The organism is Nostoc sp. JL23 (assembly GCF_017115065.1).
GTDB lineage: Bacteria > Cyanobacteriota > Cyanobacteriia > Cyanobacteriales > Nostocaceae > Nostoc > Nostoc punctiforme_A.
This window is the reverse complement of the sequence record NZ_JABXKN010000094.1, coordinates 41,381-63,058: the sequence shown is the minus strand read 5'-3', so window position 1 is coordinate 63,058 and position 21,678 is coordinate 41,381. Positions and strand designations below refer to the sequence as shown.

14 protein-coding genes are annotated in these 21,678 nt (G+C 41.4%); 12 read left to right on the top strand and 2 right to left on the bottom strand.

Going from position 1 to position 21,678, the window contains the following annotated elements:
* The 7 genes from HWQ42_RS19435 to HWQ42_RS19405 form a co-directional block, all read left to right on the top strand.
* Positions 1-185, top strand: a 185-nt coding sequence (locus HWQ42_RS19435; protein ID WP_292815123.1) for a hypothetical protein, incomplete at its 5' end; no start/stop codon positions are given.
* 164 nt (positions 186-349) lie between these two features.
* Positions 350-1,177 carry a hypothetical protein gene (locus tag HWQ42_RS19430; RefSeq protein ID WP_292815121.1) on the top strand — a complete coding sequence of 276 codons (828 nt, stop codon included), beginning with the start codon at positions 350-352 and terminating at the stop codon, positions 1,175-1,177.
* A 66-nt stretch (positions 1,178-1,243) separates the two neighbouring features.
* On the top strand, positions 1,244-2,449 hold the full coding sequence (locus HWQ42_RS19425; protein ID WP_292815119.1) for a hypothetical protein: 1,206 nt from the start codon (positions 1,244-1,246) through the stop codon (positions 2,447-2,449).
* A complete protein-coding gene (locus HWQ42_RS19420) occupies positions 2,446-4,209 on the top strand; it encodes a TraM recognition domain-containing protein (RefSeq protein ID WP_292815118.1) in 1,764 nt (587 codons plus the stop codon). The genes HWQ42_RS19425 and HWQ42_RS19420 overlap by 4 nt, the downstream gene beginning before the upstream one ends.
* Positions 4,210-4,291: 82 nt before the next feature.
* On the top strand, positions 4,292-4,699 hold the full coding sequence (locus HWQ42_RS19415; RefSeq protein WP_292815117.1) for a four helix bundle protein: 408 nt from the start codon (positions 4,292-4,294) through the stop codon (positions 4,697-4,699).
* A gap of 169 nt (positions 4,700-4,868) precedes the next feature.
* Complete coding sequence (locus HWQ42_RS19410; protein WP_292815116.1) at positions 4,869-5,285, top strand: hypothetical protein; 417 nt, start codon at positions 4,869-4,871, stop codon at positions 5,283-5,285.
* On the top strand, positions 5,278-6,525 hold the full coding sequence (locus HWQ42_RS19405) for a hypothetical protein (protein ID WP_292815114.1): 1,248 nt from the start codon (positions 5,278-5,280) through the stop codon (positions 6,523-6,525). The genes HWQ42_RS19410 and HWQ42_RS19405 overlap by 8 nt, the downstream gene beginning before the upstream one ends.
* A 202-nt stretch (positions 6,526-6,727) precedes the next feature.
* Here HWQ42_RS19405 and mobF read toward each other — a convergent pair whose 3' ends face one another.
* Positions 6,728-11,854, bottom strand: coding sequence for a MobF family relaxase (gene mobF, locus HWQ42_RS19400; RefSeq protein WP_292815112.1), 5,127 nt, complete (start codon positions 11,852-11,854; stop codon positions 6,728-6,730).
* A 480-nt stretch (positions 11,855-12,334) separates the two neighbouring features.
* Between mobF and HWQ42_RS19395 the strand changes: the two genes are divergently transcribed.
* The 4 genes from HWQ42_RS19395 to HWQ42_RS19380 all read left to right on the top strand — a co-directional run bounded on the left by HWQ42_RS19395 (position 12,335) and on the right by HWQ42_RS19380 (position 15,660).
* Positions 12,335-13,462: a ParM/StbA family protein gene (locus tag HWQ42_RS19395; RefSeq protein ID WP_292815111.1), complete on the top strand. Its 1,128-nt coding sequence runs from the start codon at positions 12,335-12,337 to the stop codon at positions 13,460-13,462.
* Complete coding sequence (locus tag HWQ42_RS19390; RefSeq protein WP_292815109.1) at positions 13,455-14,018, top strand: hypothetical protein; 564 nt, start codon at positions 13,455-13,457, stop codon at positions 14,016-14,018. Before HWQ42_RS19395 ends, HWQ42_RS19390 begins: the two co-directional genes overlap by 8 nt.
* 13 nt (positions 14,019-14,031) lie before the next feature.
* Positions 14,032-14,820 (top strand): hypothetical protein, encoded by a 789-nt coding sequence (locus HWQ42_RS19385; RefSeq protein WP_292815107.1) that lies wholly within the window; start codon positions 14,032-14,034, stop codon positions 14,818-14,820.
* Positions 14,821-15,258: 438 nt separating this feature from the next.
* The gene (locus HWQ42_RS19380) at positions 15,259-15,660 is read left to right on the top strand and encodes a hypothetical protein (RefSeq protein WP_292815105.1); all 402 of its coding nucleotides are present in this window, start codon (positions 15,259-15,261) and stop codon (positions 15,658-15,660) included.
* A 217-nt stretch (positions 15,661-15,877) separates the two neighbouring features.
* Here the strand turns inward: HWQ42_RS19380 and HWQ42_RS19375 are convergent, their stop codons facing one another.
* Positions 15,878-16,408, bottom strand: coding sequence for a hypothetical protein (locus HWQ42_RS19375; protein ID WP_292815104.1), 531 nt, complete (start codon positions 16,406-16,408; stop codon positions 15,878-15,880).
* Positions 16,409-16,455: 47 nt separating this feature from the next.
* Here HWQ42_RS19375 and HWQ42_RS19370 point away from each other — a divergent pair, with 47 nt between their 5' ends.
* Positions 16,456-21,642, top strand: a complete 5,187-nt coding sequence (locus HWQ42_RS19370) for a hypothetical protein (protein WP_292815102.1) — start codon at positions 16,456-16,458, stop codon at positions 21,640-21,642.
* The last annotated feature ends 36 nt before the right edge of the window (positions 21,643-21,678 follow it).

Sequence of the window (21,678 nt, the reverse complement as noted above, 5' to 3'; positions counted from 1 at the left end):
GAGAAAACATATTTCTTGTTTTTCTTGGAATAATTTATTCTTTGGAAGTCCCTAATAGCGTTCTTGATAATATCAAAAGCTCAAATGTTACACGTTCGCAACAGTTAAGCGGCAAAGAAGAAGTATTCGTGATTGACGTTGGTAAGCCAGTACAAATATTCGTTAATCAAACAATATCGCTTTAGTCAATTCGCAATTCACAATGGGCTAACGCCCCGCTCCGCTGTTTTCATGCCCAAAGGGCTGTACGCAATTCGCAATTAACACCCCACGGATGAATACGCTTCCTCTGAATATTGATACTACGTGTTTTATCTTTCCTGTTAAGAGTTAAGAGTTCCCTGTAAAAATGTTAAATAAACTCGCTATTGTTACAACCCTCTTAATAGCAACTGCCTCAAGCGTGTCGGCAATGCCCATCCGAACGGTTTATGAGAATGATGCAAACTCCAAGGCGATCGAATTAAAGGTGTGGAAGGGTTACGGATTAACTATTAATTTGATGTCTACGGGAGAGACTATCAAGCAAGTTTGGATTGGCGATCCAAGTCGCTTTGCTTTTACCTCAAACGGTGGTTTATGCCAGTCATCAGGCGGTGATTCTAACTGCACAGGAGGTAAAGCGACTGTAATCTTTCTTCGCCAGATTGACCCGATCAACTTTCCCGTTACTTCTAGCAGCAATGGAAGTACTCAAATTACAGTGCTTACCAATGAAAAGCAGTATCAATTTAAGATAGTCCCCGCTACTGGCAACCCAGCCTATACAAGCTTGGTGATTAAATCGGATTCGGAGCGCCCATTGCCAATTCCCCGTCCGCGAACGCCGCAACCGCTAACAGTTCAAAAGCCGCAATCAGCGCCGTCAGACTTCCCGCAGCCCTCGCCGCCACCACAAACAATAAAAGTCCCCCCACCTCAGCCTGTTGCCGTTTTACGCCCCAATCCTGGGACTACGCTAAATGGTGCGATTCAGAGGAACGATGCTAATGCTCTCGCTTTTGGGCTAGCAGAAGCTGGGCGCAAAGGTCAAGTTAAACCCGGATCTACCACCTGGAACAAGGTGCAAGATGCTATCAAACTATTACGGCGTGGCAAGACAAGAGATGAGGCAATTTCACTTTCTCAGGTCGATAAAACTACTTTTCATCAATTACTTCAATGGGGGCGGTTGTGAACAATTTTGTGAAGTTTATTCGCCAAGAATTAGATAAATATAAGCGACCAATTACTAAAAAAAATCATGAAATATAAACTCTTTCTACTGACTGCGATCGCTTCGGTGCTTCCACTTTCCGCCTCAATCGCACAGACACCGACAACTACCCAGGCAACCCCAACAATTAATTATTCGCAGGGCAAATACAAAACGGCTGCCCCCGACTGGTCGAAAATCACATGGGATACTTTGCCACCCGTTCAACAGCCAGGATTTTTAACAATCCCTAAAAACCTGATTTCAGTTTTTGGATACGATCCCTCGCGTTCGTGGACAGCAGGGCAAAAAGTAGATTCTGTTGTGATGCTGGGCGATGCAGATGATGCCTTTAAGATGTCTGCCTTGAGCTTAAAGTCCATTAGCACAGTGGCTTTGCCCACTACAGCCACAACCACCAAACCCACCCTCAAAGACTTTGGATTAATCCAATGGCAAACGCCAAAAACATTGGTCAAGGCGATGCCTGAATTAAGCAATCTGAGCCTATCAGAAGTTCCCCCATTAGCCGATCTATTCTCCAAGAACGGCGGCGGCGGCACTATTTCTCAGGCTATCAGTTCAAATCCTCAAGCCGCAGATTTGACGCTAGACAAGATTGACCTAAGTAAGTATTCTCTTAATTCAATTCCTGGATTGACCAAAACTCAGCTAGGAAAGTTTGAATCATGGCAGCAAGCTTATGTCAATCAAATTCCTAAATTAAGTCAAGTGCCCTTTGATAAAATGCCTCAGCCTATTAGGTCTGGGATAGACGTTGTGGGTATCGCGTCGGTTGTACTTGGGACGGCTGAAAAAGGCGATGCAAAGGCAGGTAACAATTACTTTGTATCTGGCAGTGTTGTCAGAGGCGATCGCACTTTAACAGTCGCCTGTCCTCCAGGCATTGAATGCTCATACTTAGAAATGAGTGATTTTGTCGGTTCTGAAGGTAGCTTGTATGGTAAGCGTTGGGCATCTGGTTCATCCCAACAAGTCAAGGGTGGTTATGGAATTCTAGCCGCAGTGAATGGGGGCAAGGAACCCACGGGGCGGCTAGTCTATGGTAGTGGATTCAAAGTGGCGCTAACTGGAGTTAATGAATCTTTTGGGACTGCCGACTTTGGCTTATTCTTTAGGATCTGTGCGCGACCGCCATTTCAGCAGAAAACTTGCACCCCTTACTTCATTGGCCCAGTTCCCTGGTTGCCCGTGAGTGAGAATGATTTGGTTATCGTGGGGACGGGACGATGACAGGGACTCCTAAGACAGAGGTTAAGCCAAATCAATTTATTCCCCCAGGTATTGAATCGGCTCTGTTTTCCCCCGCAGGTTTAGGGGTATTCGCCTGTGGCGCGGTGATCGTAATCGCCAAAATCATTGATAGTAGGGGAGGTATTGCCAAGCTAGCGACAGCGCGCTGGGGCGGGACAAGAGAGAAAACAGCGGCTCGTCAGTTGGCGTGTAAACAAATCCAGCAACGCTTGCATAACCGAGTATCGCTGTATGTGGGAACTCCCAAAAATACAACGAGCGAGGTTATTAATGGTGTCCGTAGAACTTGCATCCCTGAAGATTCAACAACCCTTTATTTTCCAGAGGCACAGCGAGGCATCCTAGTTTGTGGTGGACCAGGGAGTGGAAAGTCATTTTCAATGATTAATCCCCTGATTCGCTCTGTAATTGATCAGGGCTTACCTCTGGCTTTATATGATTTCAAATATGCCTCCCAGGAATCAGCTGATTCTCCATCTAAAGGGCAAGCTCCAATACTTGCAGGGTATGCGATAGAACGCGGTTATCAGGTTACTGTGCTTGCCCCAGGCTTTGCAGAATCAGCAGTTGCCAACCCTATAGACTTTCTTCGCAGTAATGAAGACTCAGAAATGGCACGACAGCTTGCGATTACACTCAATCGCAATTTCCAACTCGGTGATAAAGATTCTGGAAATAGCTTCTTTACCAACGCTGGCGATCAGTTAGTCCAAGCCGTCTTTATGCTGGCGAGGGGCACAGAGTATCCAGATATCATGATGTGCCAAGCGATACTAGGATTGCCAAAGTTAGTTAAGCGCATTGAGCAAGCAGAAAATCTAAACTTCATGGTTAGAGAGGCTTTCGCACAGTTTGTATCTGTTGCAGGGTCGCCAGAAACAGCAGCTAGTATTGTGGGTACAGCTAGCGGATTGTTCAGCCGTTTTATGGTTCCCTCGGCATTAGCAGCGTTCTGTGGAAAAACTAATATTCCACTGGATTTGAAGGGGCGGCAGATGGTGGTATTCGGGATGAACAAAGAAAAGCGTGATGTAATTGCCCCTTTGCTTGTCTCGATTCTGCATTTATTAGTTAGTCGGAATGTAGCTAACAAACGTACTTGTCCTTTGGTGTTGGGGATTGATGAATTACCGACTCTTTATTTACCAGCACTGGTTGATTGGCTGAATCAGAACCGCGAGGATGGACTAATTTCTATCTTAGGTTTACAAAATCTCTCAATGCTGATTGAATCTTATGGTGAAAACACAACTAATGCAATATTTGGTGGTTGTGCTACCAAAGCATTCTTTAATCCCCAAGATGATGTCGCCGCCGAACGATTTAGTAAGTTTTTAGGTGAAGAAGAAATTAAATACAAGCAACGTTCTCGCTCATCAGGAGGCAAGGGTGGTGCAAGCATTTCTAATTCTGACCAAAACAGTACCCGAAAATTATTTGATGTCAATCAATTTAACACTTTACCATCGGGAAAAGCAGTAATTATTAGTCCCGGATTTCGTTCTCGTGGTCAAATAAGTTTGCCAATATTGCAATCAATTAAGATTCCTCAGCATGAAATCCAATCGGAAGCTGACAGTGTGAAAGCTTGGTACGAGTTTCAAAAGTTCTTATCTAAAAACTCTACTCTCTTAACTCCAGTAGATGAAGAAATGAAAATTCGCCGAGCCTCCGCGATAAAATTGTTACCTTTGATAGAAAATCAAGAGCAATTATCAGAATATGCAAGTCTGATTTAGGCAAGAAAAAGGGAACAGGGAACAGGGAACAGGGAACGGGGAACAGAGAATAGAAAAAATTAGTAATAAATGAAGGCTTTATATGTCAGAAATTAATGATTTTAAAGACTTAAAGATTTGGCAAAAAGGTATAGATATAGCTGAGAAATGCTATTTTTTGACCAAACTCTTTCCTAAAGATGAGTTGTATGGAATGGTACAACAAATCAGAAGGTCTGCGGCATCTATTCCAGCTAACATAGCAGAAGGCTATGGAAGAAGATCAACGGCTGAGTATATAAGATTTCTTAACATTGCCCAAGGTTCACTTAACGAATTAGAAACACATATTATTTTATCTCAGAGAGTAGGATTATGTAGCCAAACTGACATAGAATTAACTCCCTTTGGGAGAGGGAACAGGGAACGGGCAACGGGCAACAGTTCGTCCGTTTGTTCCCTCTCCCCACCAATGGGTCTGAGTCCCCCACCTATAGGTGGTAAGTCTTGACGGGGGCTTAAATCCCCCGTCACAGACAGTCCCTGTTCCCTATTCCCTGTTCCCTGTTGCCCGTTAATTATCCTTTTACTACGATAAGAGAGCCGGATGATTATTGCTCTTATTAAAAAGCTACAACGATAAATTCTGTTCCCTGTTCCCTATTCTCTGGAGAAAATTCATGTCACCAAGTAAGTTTTACCCGTTCTCTGATTATGACAGAAAACAAATTGCTAAACTTCCTCCTGATATAGCAGCCCTAGCAGATAAATATCCGAGCGAGATTTTAAACACTGCTGATAGTTGGGATAACTTGCCTTTTGATGCTAACTATCTTCCTGAGTGTATTGAAGTCTATAGTGGCGATGCAGATGATGCCAATATTTTTGTATTAAATGGTGTGATGAAAGATTATGTCCCATCTTATGCTGAAAAAAATACATCATCGATAACAGTGATGATTGATGGAGAATTTGCTTACATTGAAATTGAAGGTAGACAGGTTCTTAATAAACTCGGTGGAATAGTTTTACCAGAAGTAGCAATTAATCCTGAACTGTTAATTCAGTCAATTCTCAAAGGTGAAAATAATGATTGATGATGGCGAAGCTAAAGAGATTAAGCGAGATTATCTAGAAATTTTAGAATCTCTCCTCAAACTCATCCATGCGAAAGCTAAAGAAAAAGGATTAGATCCCAGCAAGGATGTTCATATTTACTCTAGCTCTAACAAAGTTTATCAAGGAACATTGGGAGAATCCCCCTCTAAAAACTTATTAACACCAACGATAGTAGAGAACTTAAAAAAAGCTCTGTCTGACCCGAAAAATTCTCAAGGTGCAATTTCTATTAAAATTGGTAATGAAAAAGTATTCCATATTAAAAATGGAGAAGTACTAACTGACAAATTAGGTTTAGCTCCGGCATCACAGAAAAATAAAGTTGTAAGTAATGAGCGAATCTACAGTGTAGAAGCTTTAGGAAAACAAGTGCAAGTATTGCAGAAAAAACTAAGCGAACAACAAAAACTTGTAGATAGTATCAAATCAGAACAGCTTTCACCCGAATCTTTATCACAACTAGCTGCTCAAGTTGCCGAAATGAGTAAATCCTTGGAGAAGCAGCAACAGTTGATTGAAAACACCCAAAAAGCATTGTCACAGGTAAATGAACGGTTTTTACCACAAGTTCAAAATACGGTTCTTCAAAATTGGGTGGGTACGGTTGAGAACAAGGTAAAACAAACTGCCAAGAATGTTTTTGAGCGGATTAAAGATGTGCTGACACCCGAAGTAACGAAGGTCAGAAAGGAAATTACTTCACTTAAATCTCAAATTAATGAACAAATTACTAGCTTCAAGGATGAAGTTAAATATCAGACTGACAGTGTAAGAAATGAACTCAATCAACAAGTTGGTAACTTAACTCAAGAGATACGTACACAGGTAGATAGTGTTAAAAACACGGTTGATCAAAGCCTTATGGGTGTCAAGTCAGCTATTGACAATACTCGAACTGAACTACAGGCTGCTGTTGAGGATGTTAAAGGTCAAGCAATTGAACAGAGTGTCAAAGCAATGCTGAATATCTTGGGCAAAGATAACCCTGATGGTTCTAAGAGTTTTAAAAGTACAAATTTTGATTTTGAACGCCTTGGCGATAATGTAATTGTTCGTGCCAAAAACGGCGAGACTGTTCTCACTGATGGAGTTTTATCGCCTAACGTTTCAGAGAAACAGTTACAGGCACTTGATAAGGTTCAATCTGTTGTTGATATGCATCATCAAATTCAGCAGGATTCTCAACAAGAATCACAATTTAGAAGTATGCACAGGTAAGTCCGCATTTTTCACAAGCTTGAGGGGATATGGGGCAGAGGGGCAGAGGTGATTGAACTTGGCACATTGAACTCTCCTCTGCCCCCTATCTCCCCTGCCTCCCTGTTCCATGATCAAAGGGGAGCATAAAAATGATACTAATCCTAATCATTTGAATGAGTTAATGGAAATATCTGATAACTGATAACTGATAACTGATAAGTTAGCGCCGAAACCGGATTTGCTCCCCGTTATCATCTGATTGTTGAGGGTTTATTTTCAATCTCTTCAGAATCGATGGTTTGTCATCTCTAATCAGTTGCCTAACGATGTTCATTTTCTCCTCAAAAGTCAAAGCTAAAGCATCAGTTGTAACACTCGTAAATAACTCACTGACTTTTGCTCCTGTTACCTTTTCACCTTTGACATATTTTCCTACTTCCATAACTAAAGCAGCCAATCTTTTAATATCTAAACCCTGAATCATCTGTTTGAGATGCAACTTTAATTCTGCTAGCAATGTTTTAGCTAAGGTTGATTCAGTAGCTGATTGCTCAACAGAGTTAGAGGTGGATAAAATAGCTCTCTTCTCTGCATGAGATTGCAACTCAGCCGTAACCGCTTCATCAAAGTCATTAAATACAGTTTGAGCTTCAACTAACTGCTGATGAGATCGAGAAAGTTGCTCTGTTAAGCCTAATATTGTTTGGGTTAAAGCAGACTCGATAGCTGATTGCTCAATATAATCAGAGATTGACAGAATGGCTTTCTTCTCTGCATGTGATTGTAACTCTTGAGTCAAGGCTGTTTCAAAGTCACTGAATGTAGTCTTAGATGCAAGAAGTTGTTGATGAGATCGAGAAAGTTGCTCTGTTAATCCTAATATTGTTTGGGTTAAAGCAGACTCAATAGCTGATTGCTCAACATAATCAGAGATTGTATTTAAGAGTTGTCTGGTGGCTTGTTGTGAAGAATGGACATAACTTGCTTCTCTATTAAAAATTGTTGAATTTTGTCCGTTAACTTGTCTTGAGAGTTTCTCTGTTCGTTGACCTCGAAGCCCATCATGTGTAGAGCTTTGGTTAATTCCTGCAATATCGTCTCCATGCTCGAAGACTTTTTCGAGTTCAGCATCTCGGTTAATTGCTGCAAGAAGTTCGACTGATTCGCGCTTATTTCGATTAGGTTCTCGGCTTGGCTCGTTTCTAAGAACTCGATTTTCTGGGTCAATTGCTGGCTGTTGGTTTGTAACTGCTCGATTTTCTGGGTCAATTGCTCTATCTTCTCGGTTAGCAACTGTATCTGTGTTGGGTTGTTGTCGTTGGTTAAAGTCATGGGTTTGTACCTGTGGTTTATTTTGTAAAAGATAGGGAACAGGCAATGGGGAACAGGCAACAGTTTTTTCTATTTCCTCTTCCCTGTGTGTTGGTAAGAGATCCAATTTGTCATTCCCTGTTGCCCGTTCCCTGTTGCCTGTTCCCTCAAGTTGTATAGAACGTTGTTCTGGTATCGGCTTACGCAAAGGTGGAAAAGCCGCAGTCTTTGAATGCTGATTCTGCTGTTGCCAGTCCCGAAAGGTTGGAGCAAGATGACTCAGTTTCTCGTAAGCTTGTGGCCCACTTGCGGCGATGAAATCATCAACACCTTTGTCTGGGCCTGGCAAGTTGATGACTTTTACTCTTGCTCCAGCTTCTTGTAACAATCTTCCAGTTACGGAAATATCTCGTTCGATATGGAGCTTCGTTTCGGGCTTGGTTTCATAGTCAAAGCAGAACTTGAAAACTCTCCCTTGTGTGGCGAAAACCGCTAATTCCTCATGTAGGTAAGACTTGCCAATTTTCTTGCCAAACTCATCTTTGGGAGTTCGGTATCCTGCCGAAATCCCAGGTAGCCCAATGGCAGCATGACCCTGACTCAACAGACTGGCTGCTTTTTTCGCGCCTTCTGCGATCGCACACGGTAAATTATATTTCCATACACAATACCAAAATCCTGATTGGCGCTCCTGCTGGGTGGGGTTAACTTTGTGTTTCGAGTAGATGCGTTCGGCAATATCGTCAGGGACATCTAGCAAGAAGATACTTAATTCAACTTTTGGGGGATGCTCATATTTAATGAATTTCCCTTCAATTACCTGGTTCTCCTCATCTTTTTTTGGTCTGGGCGTATTCGGCTTGTAACATCCCCATCTTTTGCTCAAAGGTTTATCACCTGGAGTCAAATCAGCAAATGAACGCGCATCAACTCCAGCATCACACCACCAACCGCCAGCATCAAGATGAGAATATGCCCTTATAAAACCATCTGTTAGCCGTCCTGTATTTGTTCGATTCAGCTTTTCACTAACCATGAGTCTTTCCCAAGCCTCATGCTCACCACCTGCATAGTTGAACTGAAGGCTTTCAAAGTTTAGCGCTGCAATTTCTGGGTGAATGACACTTGATTCAAACTCTTGCCAGTGTTTTGTTTCAATAAAATTAGGTACTTCTTCTTGCTTTTGAGGTATCCAAAATGCTTCTGTTGGGGCAGCAGTCTTTAATACTGGTTTCTCAAAAGCAGGAGACTTTCTATCATCTCTACGTTTCTCTTTGAGAGTGGGTTTGGCAACAGTTTCTAAACTCGTTGTAACTAATGGGGCTGGCTGACTAACTGACTGACTAACTGGCAAGGAGACTTGTTCTGTGATTGTTGGTTGAGCTTTCAGTACAGGCTCTGCTATTGCAACTTCAAGTTTTACTACCGGCTGATTAGCTCTTGGACTGACTGAGGCAGTTTTCGCCTGAATTCGTTCCGCTTTTAAGGAATTCATCAGCAATTCTAAGGCGTTATCTTTGGCTTTAGACTCTTGCGCCAGTTCCAGCAATTCTGATTTGTCTTTAGTATAAAGTTTGACGTTGTGCCTAGCTCGACTAATCGCTACATAAAAACTTTCTTGCCCAATGGTGTGATCTGCCGCAATCAAGGCTAGGTCAGTGGTTTTACCTTGGCTACTATAGATTGTGCTGACAAGGGCATAGTCCAGGTTTTGCGCCTGTTTTAGGTTAATAGTTTCAGTTCGATTGCTATCTAAATACTGAATTTGGGCGGAATCTCCCTCAATCGCCGTGACTACAAATTCTTGTCCATTTCGCCTTTGTAACTGTCGGTCATTTTTCTTCCATTGCAAGCGATCGCCTACAGCAATCTCAATTTCATCACGTTGGTAAACAGCTTTGTCAAAATTGGCATCTACTTCTAACTGCTTTCCATCGTCTGCTTTCAAAATTAATCGGTCGGTGTTCTTGCCGACGACTTCATACACCTTGGCTTTCTCTAAACCTCGGCGTTTGTAATTGCGCGTTGGCATCACCACATTACCTAGTTCAAAGTTATGGGTATAGCGCAGCTGCACTTTGGTCAAGTTTAGAGCTTGCAACTGGGTAATGTTTGCAGTTGCCCCTAAACTTCCTTCAATTTTTAGCTTGCCTCGGATTGCCTGGGTAAGTGCCAACTTCTCAACATTTGTGCCAGCCAGTACCAATGTTCGCGCTCGTTGCTCTTTCGTTAATCCTATATAGTCAGCAGCAATTATCTCTTTTATGGTATCTGATGATACCTCTTGAATACTGCCTATTGCCGATAATTGCTTAAATCCTGCTTCTACTCTCCCATCTGCAATTAGGTCTACTGCAATTTTTAACTCTGGGTTACGCTGCCTGTTTGATTGGGTTAAGTGCGCGGTCTTGATGCCAGCTTGTTGCAAGGATTTGAATGGGTTTCCAGCTTCGACAGCCGAGAATTGCTTGGTATCACCTACTAGCAATAGTCTTGCTCCCTCAATGGTCGCTCTTTCTAACAGGGCATGAGCATCTTTGGCACTAAGTAAACCTGCCTCATCCACAATCCAAATCTGATTTGATTCAATTAGGGGTGCTGGCTCAGACACTAATAAACTGGCTACAGTCTCGCCTTGTATACCTAGTTCCTCACTTAATACCTTAGCTGCCATTGATGAAGGGGCAAAAGCTTTGACTGTATAGCCCTGAGCGAGTGCGATCGCGTTTAATTCCTTGAGGGCGAAAGTCTTACCAGCACCAGCTACCCCTTGCCACGCAATGAATTGGTCTGTTGTCGTTGCAGCTAGACTAACTGCCTGCTGCTGCCCAAGGTTTAGTGAGGTTTTCTCTAAAAGGCTTGAAGCTACTTGTGTATGCAGTATCGGATTAACTGCTCCAATTCCTGACTGCATCAACTCAATCGTCGCTAGTTCTCTTTTTACTGCCGTCCATGTTGTATATTGTCTTTCCATTCCCGGCAGAACGATTAACTCCTGATGCTCCTTGATTAATGGCTCAAGCGCATTTACATCAGTTAAAAGTCTTTCAGAGAGGATAAATTTTTCTAAATCTTCAAGTTTAAAGGCAACATTCCTCTCACTGCAATGAGCGATGGCATCTGCCAACGCATCTTCAACTTTGGGTTCGGCAAGAGAATCAGCAACTACTTGACTATTTGGCTCAGAAGGCTTGACGAAACTGATGCCTAGTGCCGCAGCTTCTTCATACCACAGCGATTTGAGTTCTGCCTCTTTCCACTTTTGCTTGCGTTGACGAGTAGTATCCCAAACTTGGTTTCGCTCTGCCCATGAAGAAGATGCACCAGCAAGAGCTACGATCTGCTGCCGCCGTTTTGAGAACGTCTCTAAATCTTGTTCTTTAAAACCTTTAATCTCAAATTGTCCATGTTTTCTGAGTTCTACCTCATACCCTAGTTTCTGGACTTCTGCCGCTAGATAGCTCTGGTATGCCATCCCCAGGAATTTCTTGTTAGCAAATATCTCACTATTCACCAAACTCATCCACTGACCATCATTAGCTTGCGTCGTATTCATGACTAAGCAGTGGGTGTGCAGATGTGGATCTAAATCCCGACTCTCGATGTGGTCAAACTGCGCGACCACCAAGTTATCCGTGTTTACCCTGTGCCTACCGTTGTTTTGTGTCACCCTCGTTATGGCATAACGCCTTTCCATCAGCCCGATCACTTCCTTTAATGCTTGATGGTGCGCGGCGATTAATCTTGAATCCCCACCGACCAACGCCATTAGGCTCACACTCTTGGGCGCAGAGAATGTACAGTCTAGTGCTGCCCTGCGTTCTTTGGGTTTTAACACCCTGGCATTAAGTTGCTCAAGACCATCGGGCGATCGCCCTTCGATTACATTGGTAAATTCAAGCTCATTATCAATTGACCCTGACAATCCAAGTTTCTCTGCACCTAGTCCACTCCAGCGTGACTTGCCGTGGTGGTAGTAGTTTTTGACGAAGTACTTCACCGCCATCTCTGAGGAAACGTTGGCAGCTGTTAGCATTGTTCACCTCTGCTATCAGCTTTACACAACTTAACCCAATAACTATTGCTGCCAAAGTTCATTCCCGTCACCAAACAAAATTTTGTTTGATGCCGAGTGAAGAAATTTTGGTAAAACTTTGACGACAGCAATGTTTTTATTTTTCAACTTTGATGTTTTTTACTATAGCAAATTACGCTGAAAAAGTTTCCGCCAAATATGGCGTACTGTGCGTCGCAAATGAAAATTTGGATGCCGTAAAAGTGCCGTGGGCTTGACATAAGAGTGACATACGCTAAACATGAATTCGACTTGTAGGAAGTTCTAGGAAGTGCTAGGAAGTGCCTTTAAAATGACATAAAAAGCTAATTTATTTGCATTATTTTTACTGGTTTTATCTTACAATTGGCTGAAGAATAACATCAGTTCGTTATGGCTGTACTGGGATGTTTTGCTACAAATAAATTACAGAAAATAATTTCTAAATAGGAGGTGGTAAGTGTGAGTTTGTTAAGGGTAGTGATAGACCTTGGTAGTTCATCTTCGAGGGGATTTTACACATTAGAACCATTCCATCCAATGTTGATGTTGATGGAGCCGGAGGTAGCGACAGTGCCGTTAGGAAGCTTAGAAGCTTATGAACGGAACAAGATGGGAGAGTCGAATCCTGAAGATAGTGCTTGGATTGAATATGAACAGAAGTGTTTTGCAGTAGGGTTCTTAGCCAAAAAGCGCTTCAATGCTGACAAGCAATTGCAAAAGCGGAAATTTGAGTTAGCTTTGGCTAAAGCGTTGGCGATTGTGGGAGCGATCGCAGACAAACACAATTTAGAAAATGGGTCATCGGTTCATTTAGGGATTTTGCTGCCTTGGGGAGAATTTGAGGATCGGGAGTTATTTCAGAATTTGGTGAAGACAGCCCTTTCTGACTACAAATTCAAAGGATCTTCAAAAGCATTTTCACTAGAATTATTTATTTGTCTTCCCGAAGGAGGAGGAATCTTGAGTAGGGGGCGAGGTGCTAGCTCTAATATCAAAGAACAAGCGATCGCGGTTGTAATGTTGGGTTATAGAGATATAAGCATTCTGTTAATCGAGCGTGGAGAAATGCGTAAAGGCAAAACAGAACCTTTAGGTTTCTCAAAAATGGTTGAATCAGTGATGAATCAGACATCAGGATTGAACGTAGATCGTTTGATATGGGCGATTTGTAAGACAAAGAAAAACTCTTCTTATAAAGCGTTGAGTGAATTAGCTTCTAGTGTAGAACCAGCCTATAGAGAGCATGAAATTTCCCGAATGCGTAATGCCGTTGCTAATAGTAGACAAGAATATTGGATGATGCTATCTAACTGGTTAAAGTTGCAAATTCCTCGCAATGTTGATGAAGTGATTATCGGTGGAGGGACTGCACATTATTTCCAGTCCCAGTTAAACAGCTTGTTTTCATTTTCTAATGTGAACTGGTGTGAAAATTTGGAGGCACAAATCGTCAATAGTTTTCCTCAAGTCTCTTCTAAGTCTCTTAACTATCGATTGACAGACGCTTATGGATTATTTTTCTTTCTCTGTAGTCAGAGGATGAGTTTAAACAAAGAGGTTGTTAGGGCAGGTGGGGCGAATGAGTGAAAAAAACGAAAGAGTTGATTATCGGTGTCGAATTTCGATGAACAAAGAGCCGTCTAGTATTGCTCTAATAAACTACATAAAGCAGGGTGATGGGATTGCTGAGAGGGATAAGGTATTACCTGCCTTGTTTGGATATTGGTTGCCTTTTGCTTTAAAGGCAAATGGGAACTATTCTGAAGCCGAATTAAGACAACATGCTAGAACTGCAATTTACAGATTGAAACTACACATTCTGCTTCTATCTGAAGCCTTTCTACTAGAAGATTTTCCTGTCAATTCTTCCTCAAATATTTCTGCTAGACCAACAGCACAAGAAATGGGATTAAATCTGCCTGTATCTAATGTGACTAATAAAAGCGTTATTGAATCAGAAATATTTAATGAGCTGAGGAATTTTGAGGAAAGCCTATCAAATTTGATGGTATCTAATATGACTAACTCTAATGATGAAGATGAGACTGACGAGGAGGAATTGATTAAACCAGCAATACTCAAACCAGTGATAGATTTTCTAGAAAATCAAAATGACAATGCTGTTGGACAAATGTTCGGTTAGAAGGAGATGAGTAATGCCTTACACTAAAGAAGCCTTGCAGAATATGTATTCTCTGTCCTCAGAGGATGTTTTAGCAACATTGATAGCTTGTGGACTGACTGATGACACACAGGAATACTCTGATGCAGAGATTGAAACTCGGTTTGATATTGTTCGTCAGTGGTTCAAGGATGGACAAGTATCTGATTATCAAGAAGCTACAACACTTTTTCAAAAAAGTTTAGAGGAGAATTCTGCACCGAAAACCAAAAATGAGAAAAAGTCTACCAAAAAAGGGACTAAACCATTAGATATAACTGAATTGTTGATTGCTGCTCGTGAACAGGGATTGAAGCTCACCTTGACACAAGCTTCCAGGATTTTGGCTTTTTGTGGATTAGGAGAGAAAGAGGAATATACCCACCAAGAAGTCGAGCGTTTTATCCAAGCCTCTGGGTTCGTTAGTGAAGAAACACCTGATATTTCCAGTAGCATTGGAAATATTAATACTGAATCAGAAGAAGCTTTAGCTGGCTTAGTTGATAGAGTTACAGATTATCTGGCTGAAAAAATTCCATCGGGATTAGTTAAGGACTTGTACGTTCAAAAGGCCCTAGCCAAGTTAGGACAACAATCTCAAGGAAGCGATTATCTCTTTGCTCAATTAGAAGATAAGATTATGCAGCAACTTCAGGGAAAGTCCCAGACTCCAAGTCCCTTGCAGAGGTTGATGGAGAAACATCGGGTATTTTCCTTACCCCCGAATTCTGTTCAATTAATGGAATTGCCCAGCGAATCAGAGAGCGATACGACTACCAGCTAGAACAGGAAATTCATAACAGAGAACGCACCATTGATATCCTTGTAGATAAAGCCTCTGATGCTAAAGCCACCCAACTTGCTGCCCAAAAGCTTTTAAAGCTCCAAGCTTGGAATGAAGCACAAACACAACGTCAAAAACTTCGTCACAAGCGGTTTGAACAATTCAAAGAACTTCTTTTCTGGGCTGGTGCTTGGGTCGGCTCTGGTCGCTCTGGTACTTTATTTTTCCTGAGTGGCATTGTCACATTCACTACTTTTGGGCTAATCGCAGGACTCAACTGGCCTACCACCATCGCTTGTAAAAGTGACTCTGGGGGATGTTATTTACTGCGATTAGATAAGAAAACCGTGATTTTTCCCCAACAATTCAAAAATATCCTTGCTGAGTACGAACGTAACAAGAACAAATCCAAGCGTCGTAAATAATTAAGAAATGCTCATGTCTGAACTACAACAAACCTTGCTTTGGGATGATTGGGACGATATCAATTTATCAACTCCAGAACGTCGCATTGAACGCTTAGAAATTCTACTGTGTCAAAAAGTCTACAAAGGCGAGGACATATCTGAATGTCTGCAAGTTTTAGAGTACTTGAAAAATCGCACGACTCAGCAAAAGTTAGAGTCTGTTTTCTTTCGGCGAGTTCAGTCTCAACTGACTTCCAACTCGTGGAAAATAATTGGTCAGGCTACCTTAATCTTTTTAGTCGCTATTCCTTGCTATTTTGCGACGTATAAAATAGCTACTTCATCAATATCTAATAATTCTTCGTCGGAATTATCTCTTAGCAAACAATTATCAAAAAACACCCTACCACACAGTAGAAAACACCATAGATAAACACAGTGACAGTGCGGTATATTTATTTACTGCACTGTGATTACTGACTATGATATTCCATCAGCAATCTCTAAAATCTTTCAAGTCAACGAAGTAAAAAGGCAGTTTATGAATATTTACTTTCATGCCAAGGTGAGGCGATCGCTTTTTTCACATATTCAGGTCAAATCACTGCATTTGATGGATAAAACTTTCTTTACAGGGTAACTCACCTACTTTAATAAGAGGTGTCCTTGTCGAAAGGCAAACTGTCAACATCCTCAAAGTTACGCAGGTCTTGCTCCATCTGCTGCCGACGTTGGACGTAAGTTCTGCTGTTTCCAATCCTCCCTTGCATCAACCATTCACCAAAGTTAATGCCTTGTTCTATGTGATCGGCAGACATTTCATTATAATCATCAACCTCTATTTTCTTACGCCACTCAAGCTGTTCCAGCGCACTTTCACTGATGCCAATTTGACGAGCATATTCTATATATTCAGGTCTGAGAGAACCATCTGGGTTGAATTCTTTTTTTTCTTGTTCAGTGAAGAAATCGTAGGCTGTGTAGATTGGCCACGGCTCTGGATCAGTTTCGTCCAAGTGCTTCCACTCGTCGTATTCTTCTTTCAACGAAAGAGCATAGTCAGTAATTGCTTCGTTACTCATTCCTGTAGACAACATTTGTTGTCGGGCTTCATTTTTCAAACTTCCATCTGGGTTGAATTCTTTTTTATTCATATTTATCCAGCGCTTAATCCTTGACATAAAAACCTCTCAAAAATTTAATTAATGTTTATCAAGTTTCAAATCTTATGACTCTGGAATTGAAGCATTTTGACCCTCGTTTAAATCAGTGGATCTATATAGACGATAACAAAACGAACTCTCAATCAATTTTAACTGAAAAGCTCAGTAATACTTTACTAGAATTTTACTTTCCTGACAAAGAATTCTCCTTTGGACATTCAGATGAATACAGTACAGACGAAGATTTAAAAAATCATCCAGATGGACAGATTTTACTATTATCTTCAAAAACTCGTTTACTTTATGGAGAAAAGGAATGTTTAGAAACGATTCAAAAGATTTGTCCAGATAGTAAAGACCGGGGCGCTTATGGTTCCATCTTCCTTGGGGCTTGTAAAAATGCGATCCACGAAAAGCTAAACATTCTGGTAGTAGATGATTCTACTGATAACAGGGGTGAAAATGGAGGAATATTATCAAATGATTTAGCATATAAATTAGTTGGCGATTGTTATGGGCAGATTTCAACACAGCTTTATGACTTGTTAACCTTAAGAGAATCCCAAGTAGATAAAAGCTATCGTGTAATTCAGCATCGATTTGGTTGGGTGGATGGAGTTGGAGAAGATACTACTAAATATCGTTTTGGCAAAGGAACGCTCCGACCATACAGACTAGATAGAATAAAATATGCAAATCCAAATAACAAACCAAAAATAGAGATAATTCTCCCCATAAGCAGTTTTAAGGGAACAGACAAGGATAGACCCAAGGGATCTACTAAACCGCAGATTAAGCCAGGATTATATCAGCAAAATATTTGGTTAGCTGAAAAAGGGCAATCTCAACAAGGTCAGATGTCTATCTCCCAACTGCTGGCATCTTTCCCCCAAGGAATGAAAGATTTTGCCGAGGAACTAGAGGTACAAGCTCAAAGATTAGCCTCTATTCAAAATGACCCAAGAATTGTTGCTGCTTACTATTGTGAAAGATACGAAAAACGTAAAGAATCATTGAGCCAAAATAAATTAAAAATAGGAGAAGTCACAAATCTTGAAGCAGATGTTAAAAACTTAAGGACAAATGATGACTTAGATGCAGATCAGGAATTGGATGATGAGAGTACCAAAGATGATTTGTTTATGTACCAACTCATTAAAGCCGATTTACTAGGGCATCAGCAGTTATTAGAAACTGAGAAGGTTAAACAGGAATTAAATCGGTTTGTACAAAGTGAGTGGCGAGATATTGCTATTGGGAAAACGCTTACTTTTGACCGAGGAATGATTATTCCCTCCAAGGAACTCAAAAATGGTGAAATTTGTGTCCCTTGGCTGAAGCTTGGAGAAAAAGTTCTTAATTTTCGCTCTCCTTTCCTCAACTCTAATGGTTTGTGTGTTTCTAATAATAAACACGTTGAAGACCGTGTTGCTCCAGATGGGAAATCTTTGCAAGGCATAATTGTAGTCAATGACGAAGACCACAAGCGCATACAAGCCAGAATTACAGAGTTAGAAGCACTCTTGGTTGATGTTGATTTTATCGACCCAGCAGAAACCGAATCAGAACGCCAAGCACGAGACTACGATGGTGATTGCATTGGTGTGGCGAGAGCTAGCTTATACCCCAATTTAACAGCAGAGGCAGAGCGAAGAAATCTTCCCCAAAACGCCTATTCGCCCACGGTTAAGCTCAAAAAACAGTCATTTTATGATCCCAGCGATGGAAGCCAGCCCCCTTTTGAAAAAATCGCTATTCACATGAGCGATAGCATCAGCGTGGGCATAATCAACAATCAAGTGACGGCACTGGAGGCATTAGAATCAGAAATTGAGGTACTAAAGACTTACGGTACTTTAGAACAAAAATCAGAATATTTAGAGCAAGTATCTAGCTATTATCAAAGTTTATTTGAACAGGAATATAGCGAGAAGCCCAAACCAATTAGAGCAGAGTACAAACCCTTCATGCAATCTGTTGTAGCTTTAGCAGAGAATCCTAACAGAACTCCCGAAATTATCCAGCAAGCAATGGACATTAACCGTCAAATGTACCGGAGCATGATTGAAGAAGGATGTTATCAAAACCAAATAGCGGTTGATTTATTCAAAAGTGCTAAAAAACCTGAGATGGATAAAATCCGGGAAAACAGCCGCTACTTATATCGTGATGTTAATTATATTAAAGATAAAAAGTCGCCTTCAGTTTATTTAAACACGGGGATAACACCAAAGGGCTACTCACCAGTAGAATTATTAATTAGCCAAACCAATAAATATTTCCAAGAATCACAGTTAGAATCGCGTCCCATCGTCCAGTTTAAAGACTTGTTCAAAGGAGTGGAATTTACACCACAGCAAAAATTTGCAGCGATCGCCGCCAAGTACGAGTTTGATCGGAAATTCAACGCTGCGGTTCGTGCCTCAAGGCGGCGAGAAACAGAGTCTGGTCCTAGCGCAATTGTTCAAACGGATTCAGGAACGCAACTCGAAATTACCAACCTCACCCGCTACAGGCATCCCCTAATCTGGAAAGCCCAGACACTTAATATTCGCCTAGATGAGATTAAATTCACAAACAGTGAACGCCCCCATAAATTATTAGCAGTTGCACAGATAGATGACGAGGTTGGGGAAAATGGAAAACCCGCTTACCGCAACCTGGGGACAGTTAGCCAACAATCTGTGACTGACTACAATCTCAAGGCGGGGACGACCATGCAGGGAGCTAAACTCCTAGAACTAAAACCAGAACTTACTAGAAGCCAAACTAAATTACTTTTCGACAAGGCACAAGAGGCGGCTCTCGCATTTTATACCTCTATCCCAGAGTCAGAAAAACTTGCTCTATCCGCCGCCGCTTGGAACATCTGTGCATCCCGCCAGGATGAACTCGAAGTTGCAAGAAAAGAAAACGCAAACCCCCAAGCGATCGCTAAAAAAGTTTCTAATTTTGCCTTCGCTGCTTTCCCCAATGAGATTATCTCTCGCTTAGATAAATTGCAATTTACCGAACCGAAGTTAGTCACACTGAATAATGAAGCGAATCAATTTTTAGGTCGAGACTGGAACGCTCATGAAAAACATTCGATAGAAATCAGAGCTTCTCACCACCCAGTTGGGCATGAGCGCCATGTTTCCAGGCTAATGTTTGTCCAGGATAGTGACGGCGAATATAAGGAATTCGCCATGCTCGAAACCAGAACCGCACAGCTTCCCATTGGAACGAAAGCGCTCTCTTGTATGGTTGGGGTAGAACCTGCCACAGCATCAGCAACTATTGGACTACCAGGAAACGAGCCGGTTGAAATTACTATCCGTGAACTCAAGAACTTCTCTTATGCAGGACTTGTTTTTAACGCCGAACCGGTCAACTTAGAATTTGGCACTGTGCCGGTGATTGACAAAACAGTGAAAATCAAACTTGATGGCAAAACCTTGGGTGAGTTAGACAGTGATTCTGTCCAACAGTTAAAAGAAATTAATTATCTCAAAAATGGTAATCCTTTAAAGTTGAAACTCACGTCAATCTCTGAGACAGGAGATCAAGCTTTTGTCCTGGGTGAGTCTCCCAATGGAAATCTCCTCAAAATTAATAAAATTAACTTCTATGATTTTTCTGGTCAGACATTCAATGATCAAGATTACCGAAAACTGACTATCGAAACCTCAGCTTCTAAAACTAGAGATGCTGTGTTTTTGAATGGTGAACCCTTGGGGGTATTGCACTTCAAAAAAGACAAAGACGCGCTCAGACAACTTGGGCTACTCAAAACCGGAAAACTTACACCCGCCGACGCTATCATTGAAAGTAATTTCTCAGTGATTTGCGCTCAAATTGACCGTAATACCGTTGAATATCCCCAGAAATGGACGAAGGAATTTCAGGCTTTTGGGACTCAATTGGTTAATTCTGAACAACAGCAGATGATTGATAGTAGTGAGCCAATTCTACATCATATTAAAGAGCGTCCTACTTTCTTATTTTCTACAGAATCAAACAAAAAACTTGGAGTCATGGGCTTGGCTGTTGACAACCAGAAAGCTGAAACTGTGACTAAATGGTTAACTGCTCAAAAAGTTGAATGGGAGCAAGTACCAACAGGAGATGTTATCAGGGAAACTAAAAAAGGTCTAGCAGTATTTCACTTAGTCAGCAGTTCAATTTCCCCCAAAATTTTGGAGAACATGACCAAGAAATTTGGGTCAATTATTGAAACGGATAGTGACTATCAACAAAGAGTTAATTCCCTCGCCACACGACCGCAGTTTTTGAAACCACCATCTCAATCAGCATTGTCCCCGCCTCAACAAAGCGCTCAATTCCACCCAAACCAAGAGGTTCAAAATGTCGCCCCTCCCGTCATCAAAGGCAAACCGATTCCGATGAACTATCCTTTAATGATGCATGGTGAGCCGAACCCACTACCTGTAAATACTTGCATTGATGCCATGCGCGGATATGGCAGAACTCACACTACTAGAGCTTATGAGCCTTACAAACAGTATGGGTTTAAGGAAGGCGATATTGCTCTGGCGACAGGCATTGATAAGCAAGTCGCCTTTCGAGTCGGTAAGCAGTATCAAATCACACCTGATATGATTGCTGACCCCGTTTATCAACAGCAATGGGCTGACATGGAAAAGCACTCACCCAAGGCATTACCAGAATTATTCACCGAAAAACAGCAGGTGTGGGGACTACATCTAGAGCCATTGGGGGATTATGTGGACGGGAAAATAATCCCGTTTCCTGAACCACAAAACAGAGCCTCACCTAATCAAACAGTCCATACTCAATCAGTTACTATTGATGACTTGAGAAATTGGTATAATGCCGCAGATAAATTAGGGAAGTCGGAAAATTACAAAAAACGCATTGTAGAAGTTGCAAATGGGTTTAAAGCTGGTGAGCAATTATCAGCCGAAGCGTTGACAGTAATGAATAAAGATACATCTGAGCTTGAAGCCGTCAGTCGGCTGACTCAAATTGCTCAAAGGATTGGCATGGTCTGGGGTAAGTCTGATGAAAATGGCACTCAATTTCTTGGAAAGATTTATGATTTGGCTTTCAATACCCAGCAGAGAGATTTAACTATTTCGCAGAAAAATGGAGAGGTAATTTTCAACTTGCAATCAGGGAGAGTGCAGACTAATAAACTAACTTCACAGATATTGCAAACTTTTGAGGATGCTAATACTCAAATTGATAAAATATTAGCTAAATCTCAAACACAACAAATAGACTTATAAAGATAGATTTATCCTAGAATAGCCCTTTTCAGCAAT

Excerpts from the sequence above, each read along its gene's own strand:
- HWQ42_RS19430 (WP_292815121.1), top strand. The coding sequence starts at position 350 with ATGTTAAATAAACTCGCTATTGTTACAACCCTCTTAATAGCAACTGCC.
- HWQ42_RS19425 (WP_292815119.1), top strand. The coding sequence starts at position 1,244 with ATGAAATATAAACTCTTTCTACTGACTGCGATCGCTTCGGTGCTTCCA.
- HWQ42_RS19420 (WP_292815118.1), top strand. The coding sequence starts at position 2,446 with ATGACAGGGACTCCTAAGACAGAGGTTAAGCCAAATCAATTTATTCCC.
- HWQ42_RS19415 (WP_292815117.1), top strand. The coding sequence starts at position 4,292 with ATGTCAGAAATTAATGATTTTAAAGACTTAAAGATTTGGCAAAAAGGT.
- HWQ42_RS19410 (WP_292815116.1), top strand. The coding sequence starts at position 4,869 with ATGTCACCAAGTAAGTTTTACCCGTTCTCTGATTATGACAGAAAACAA.
- HWQ42_RS19405 (WP_292815114.1), top strand. The coding sequence starts at position 5,278 with ATGATTGATGATGGCGAAGCTAAAGAGATTAAGCGAGATTATCTAGAA.
- mobF (WP_292815112.1), bottom strand. The coding sequence starts at position 11,854 with ATGCTAACAGCTGCCAACGTTTCCTCAGAGATGGCGGTGAAGTACTTC.
- HWQ42_RS19390 (WP_292815109.1), top strand. The coding sequence starts at position 13,455 with ATGAGTGAAAAAAACGAAAGAGTTGATTATCGGTGTCGAATTTCGATG.
- HWQ42_RS19385 (WP_292815107.1), top strand. The coding sequence starts at position 14,032 with ATGCCTTACACTAAAGAAGCCTTGCAGAATATGTATTCTCTGTCCTCA.
- HWQ42_RS19380 (WP_292815105.1), top strand. The coding sequence starts at position 15,259 with ATGTCTGAACTACAACAAACCTTGCTTTGGGATGATTGGGACGATATC.
- HWQ42_RS19375 (WP_292815104.1), bottom strand. The coding sequence starts at position 16,408 with ATGTCAAGGATTAAGCGCTGGATAAATATGAATAAAAAAGAATTCAAC.
- HWQ42_RS19370 (WP_292815102.1), top strand. The coding sequence starts at position 16,456 with ATGACTCTGGAATTGAAGCATTTTGACCCTCGTTTAAATCAGTGGATC.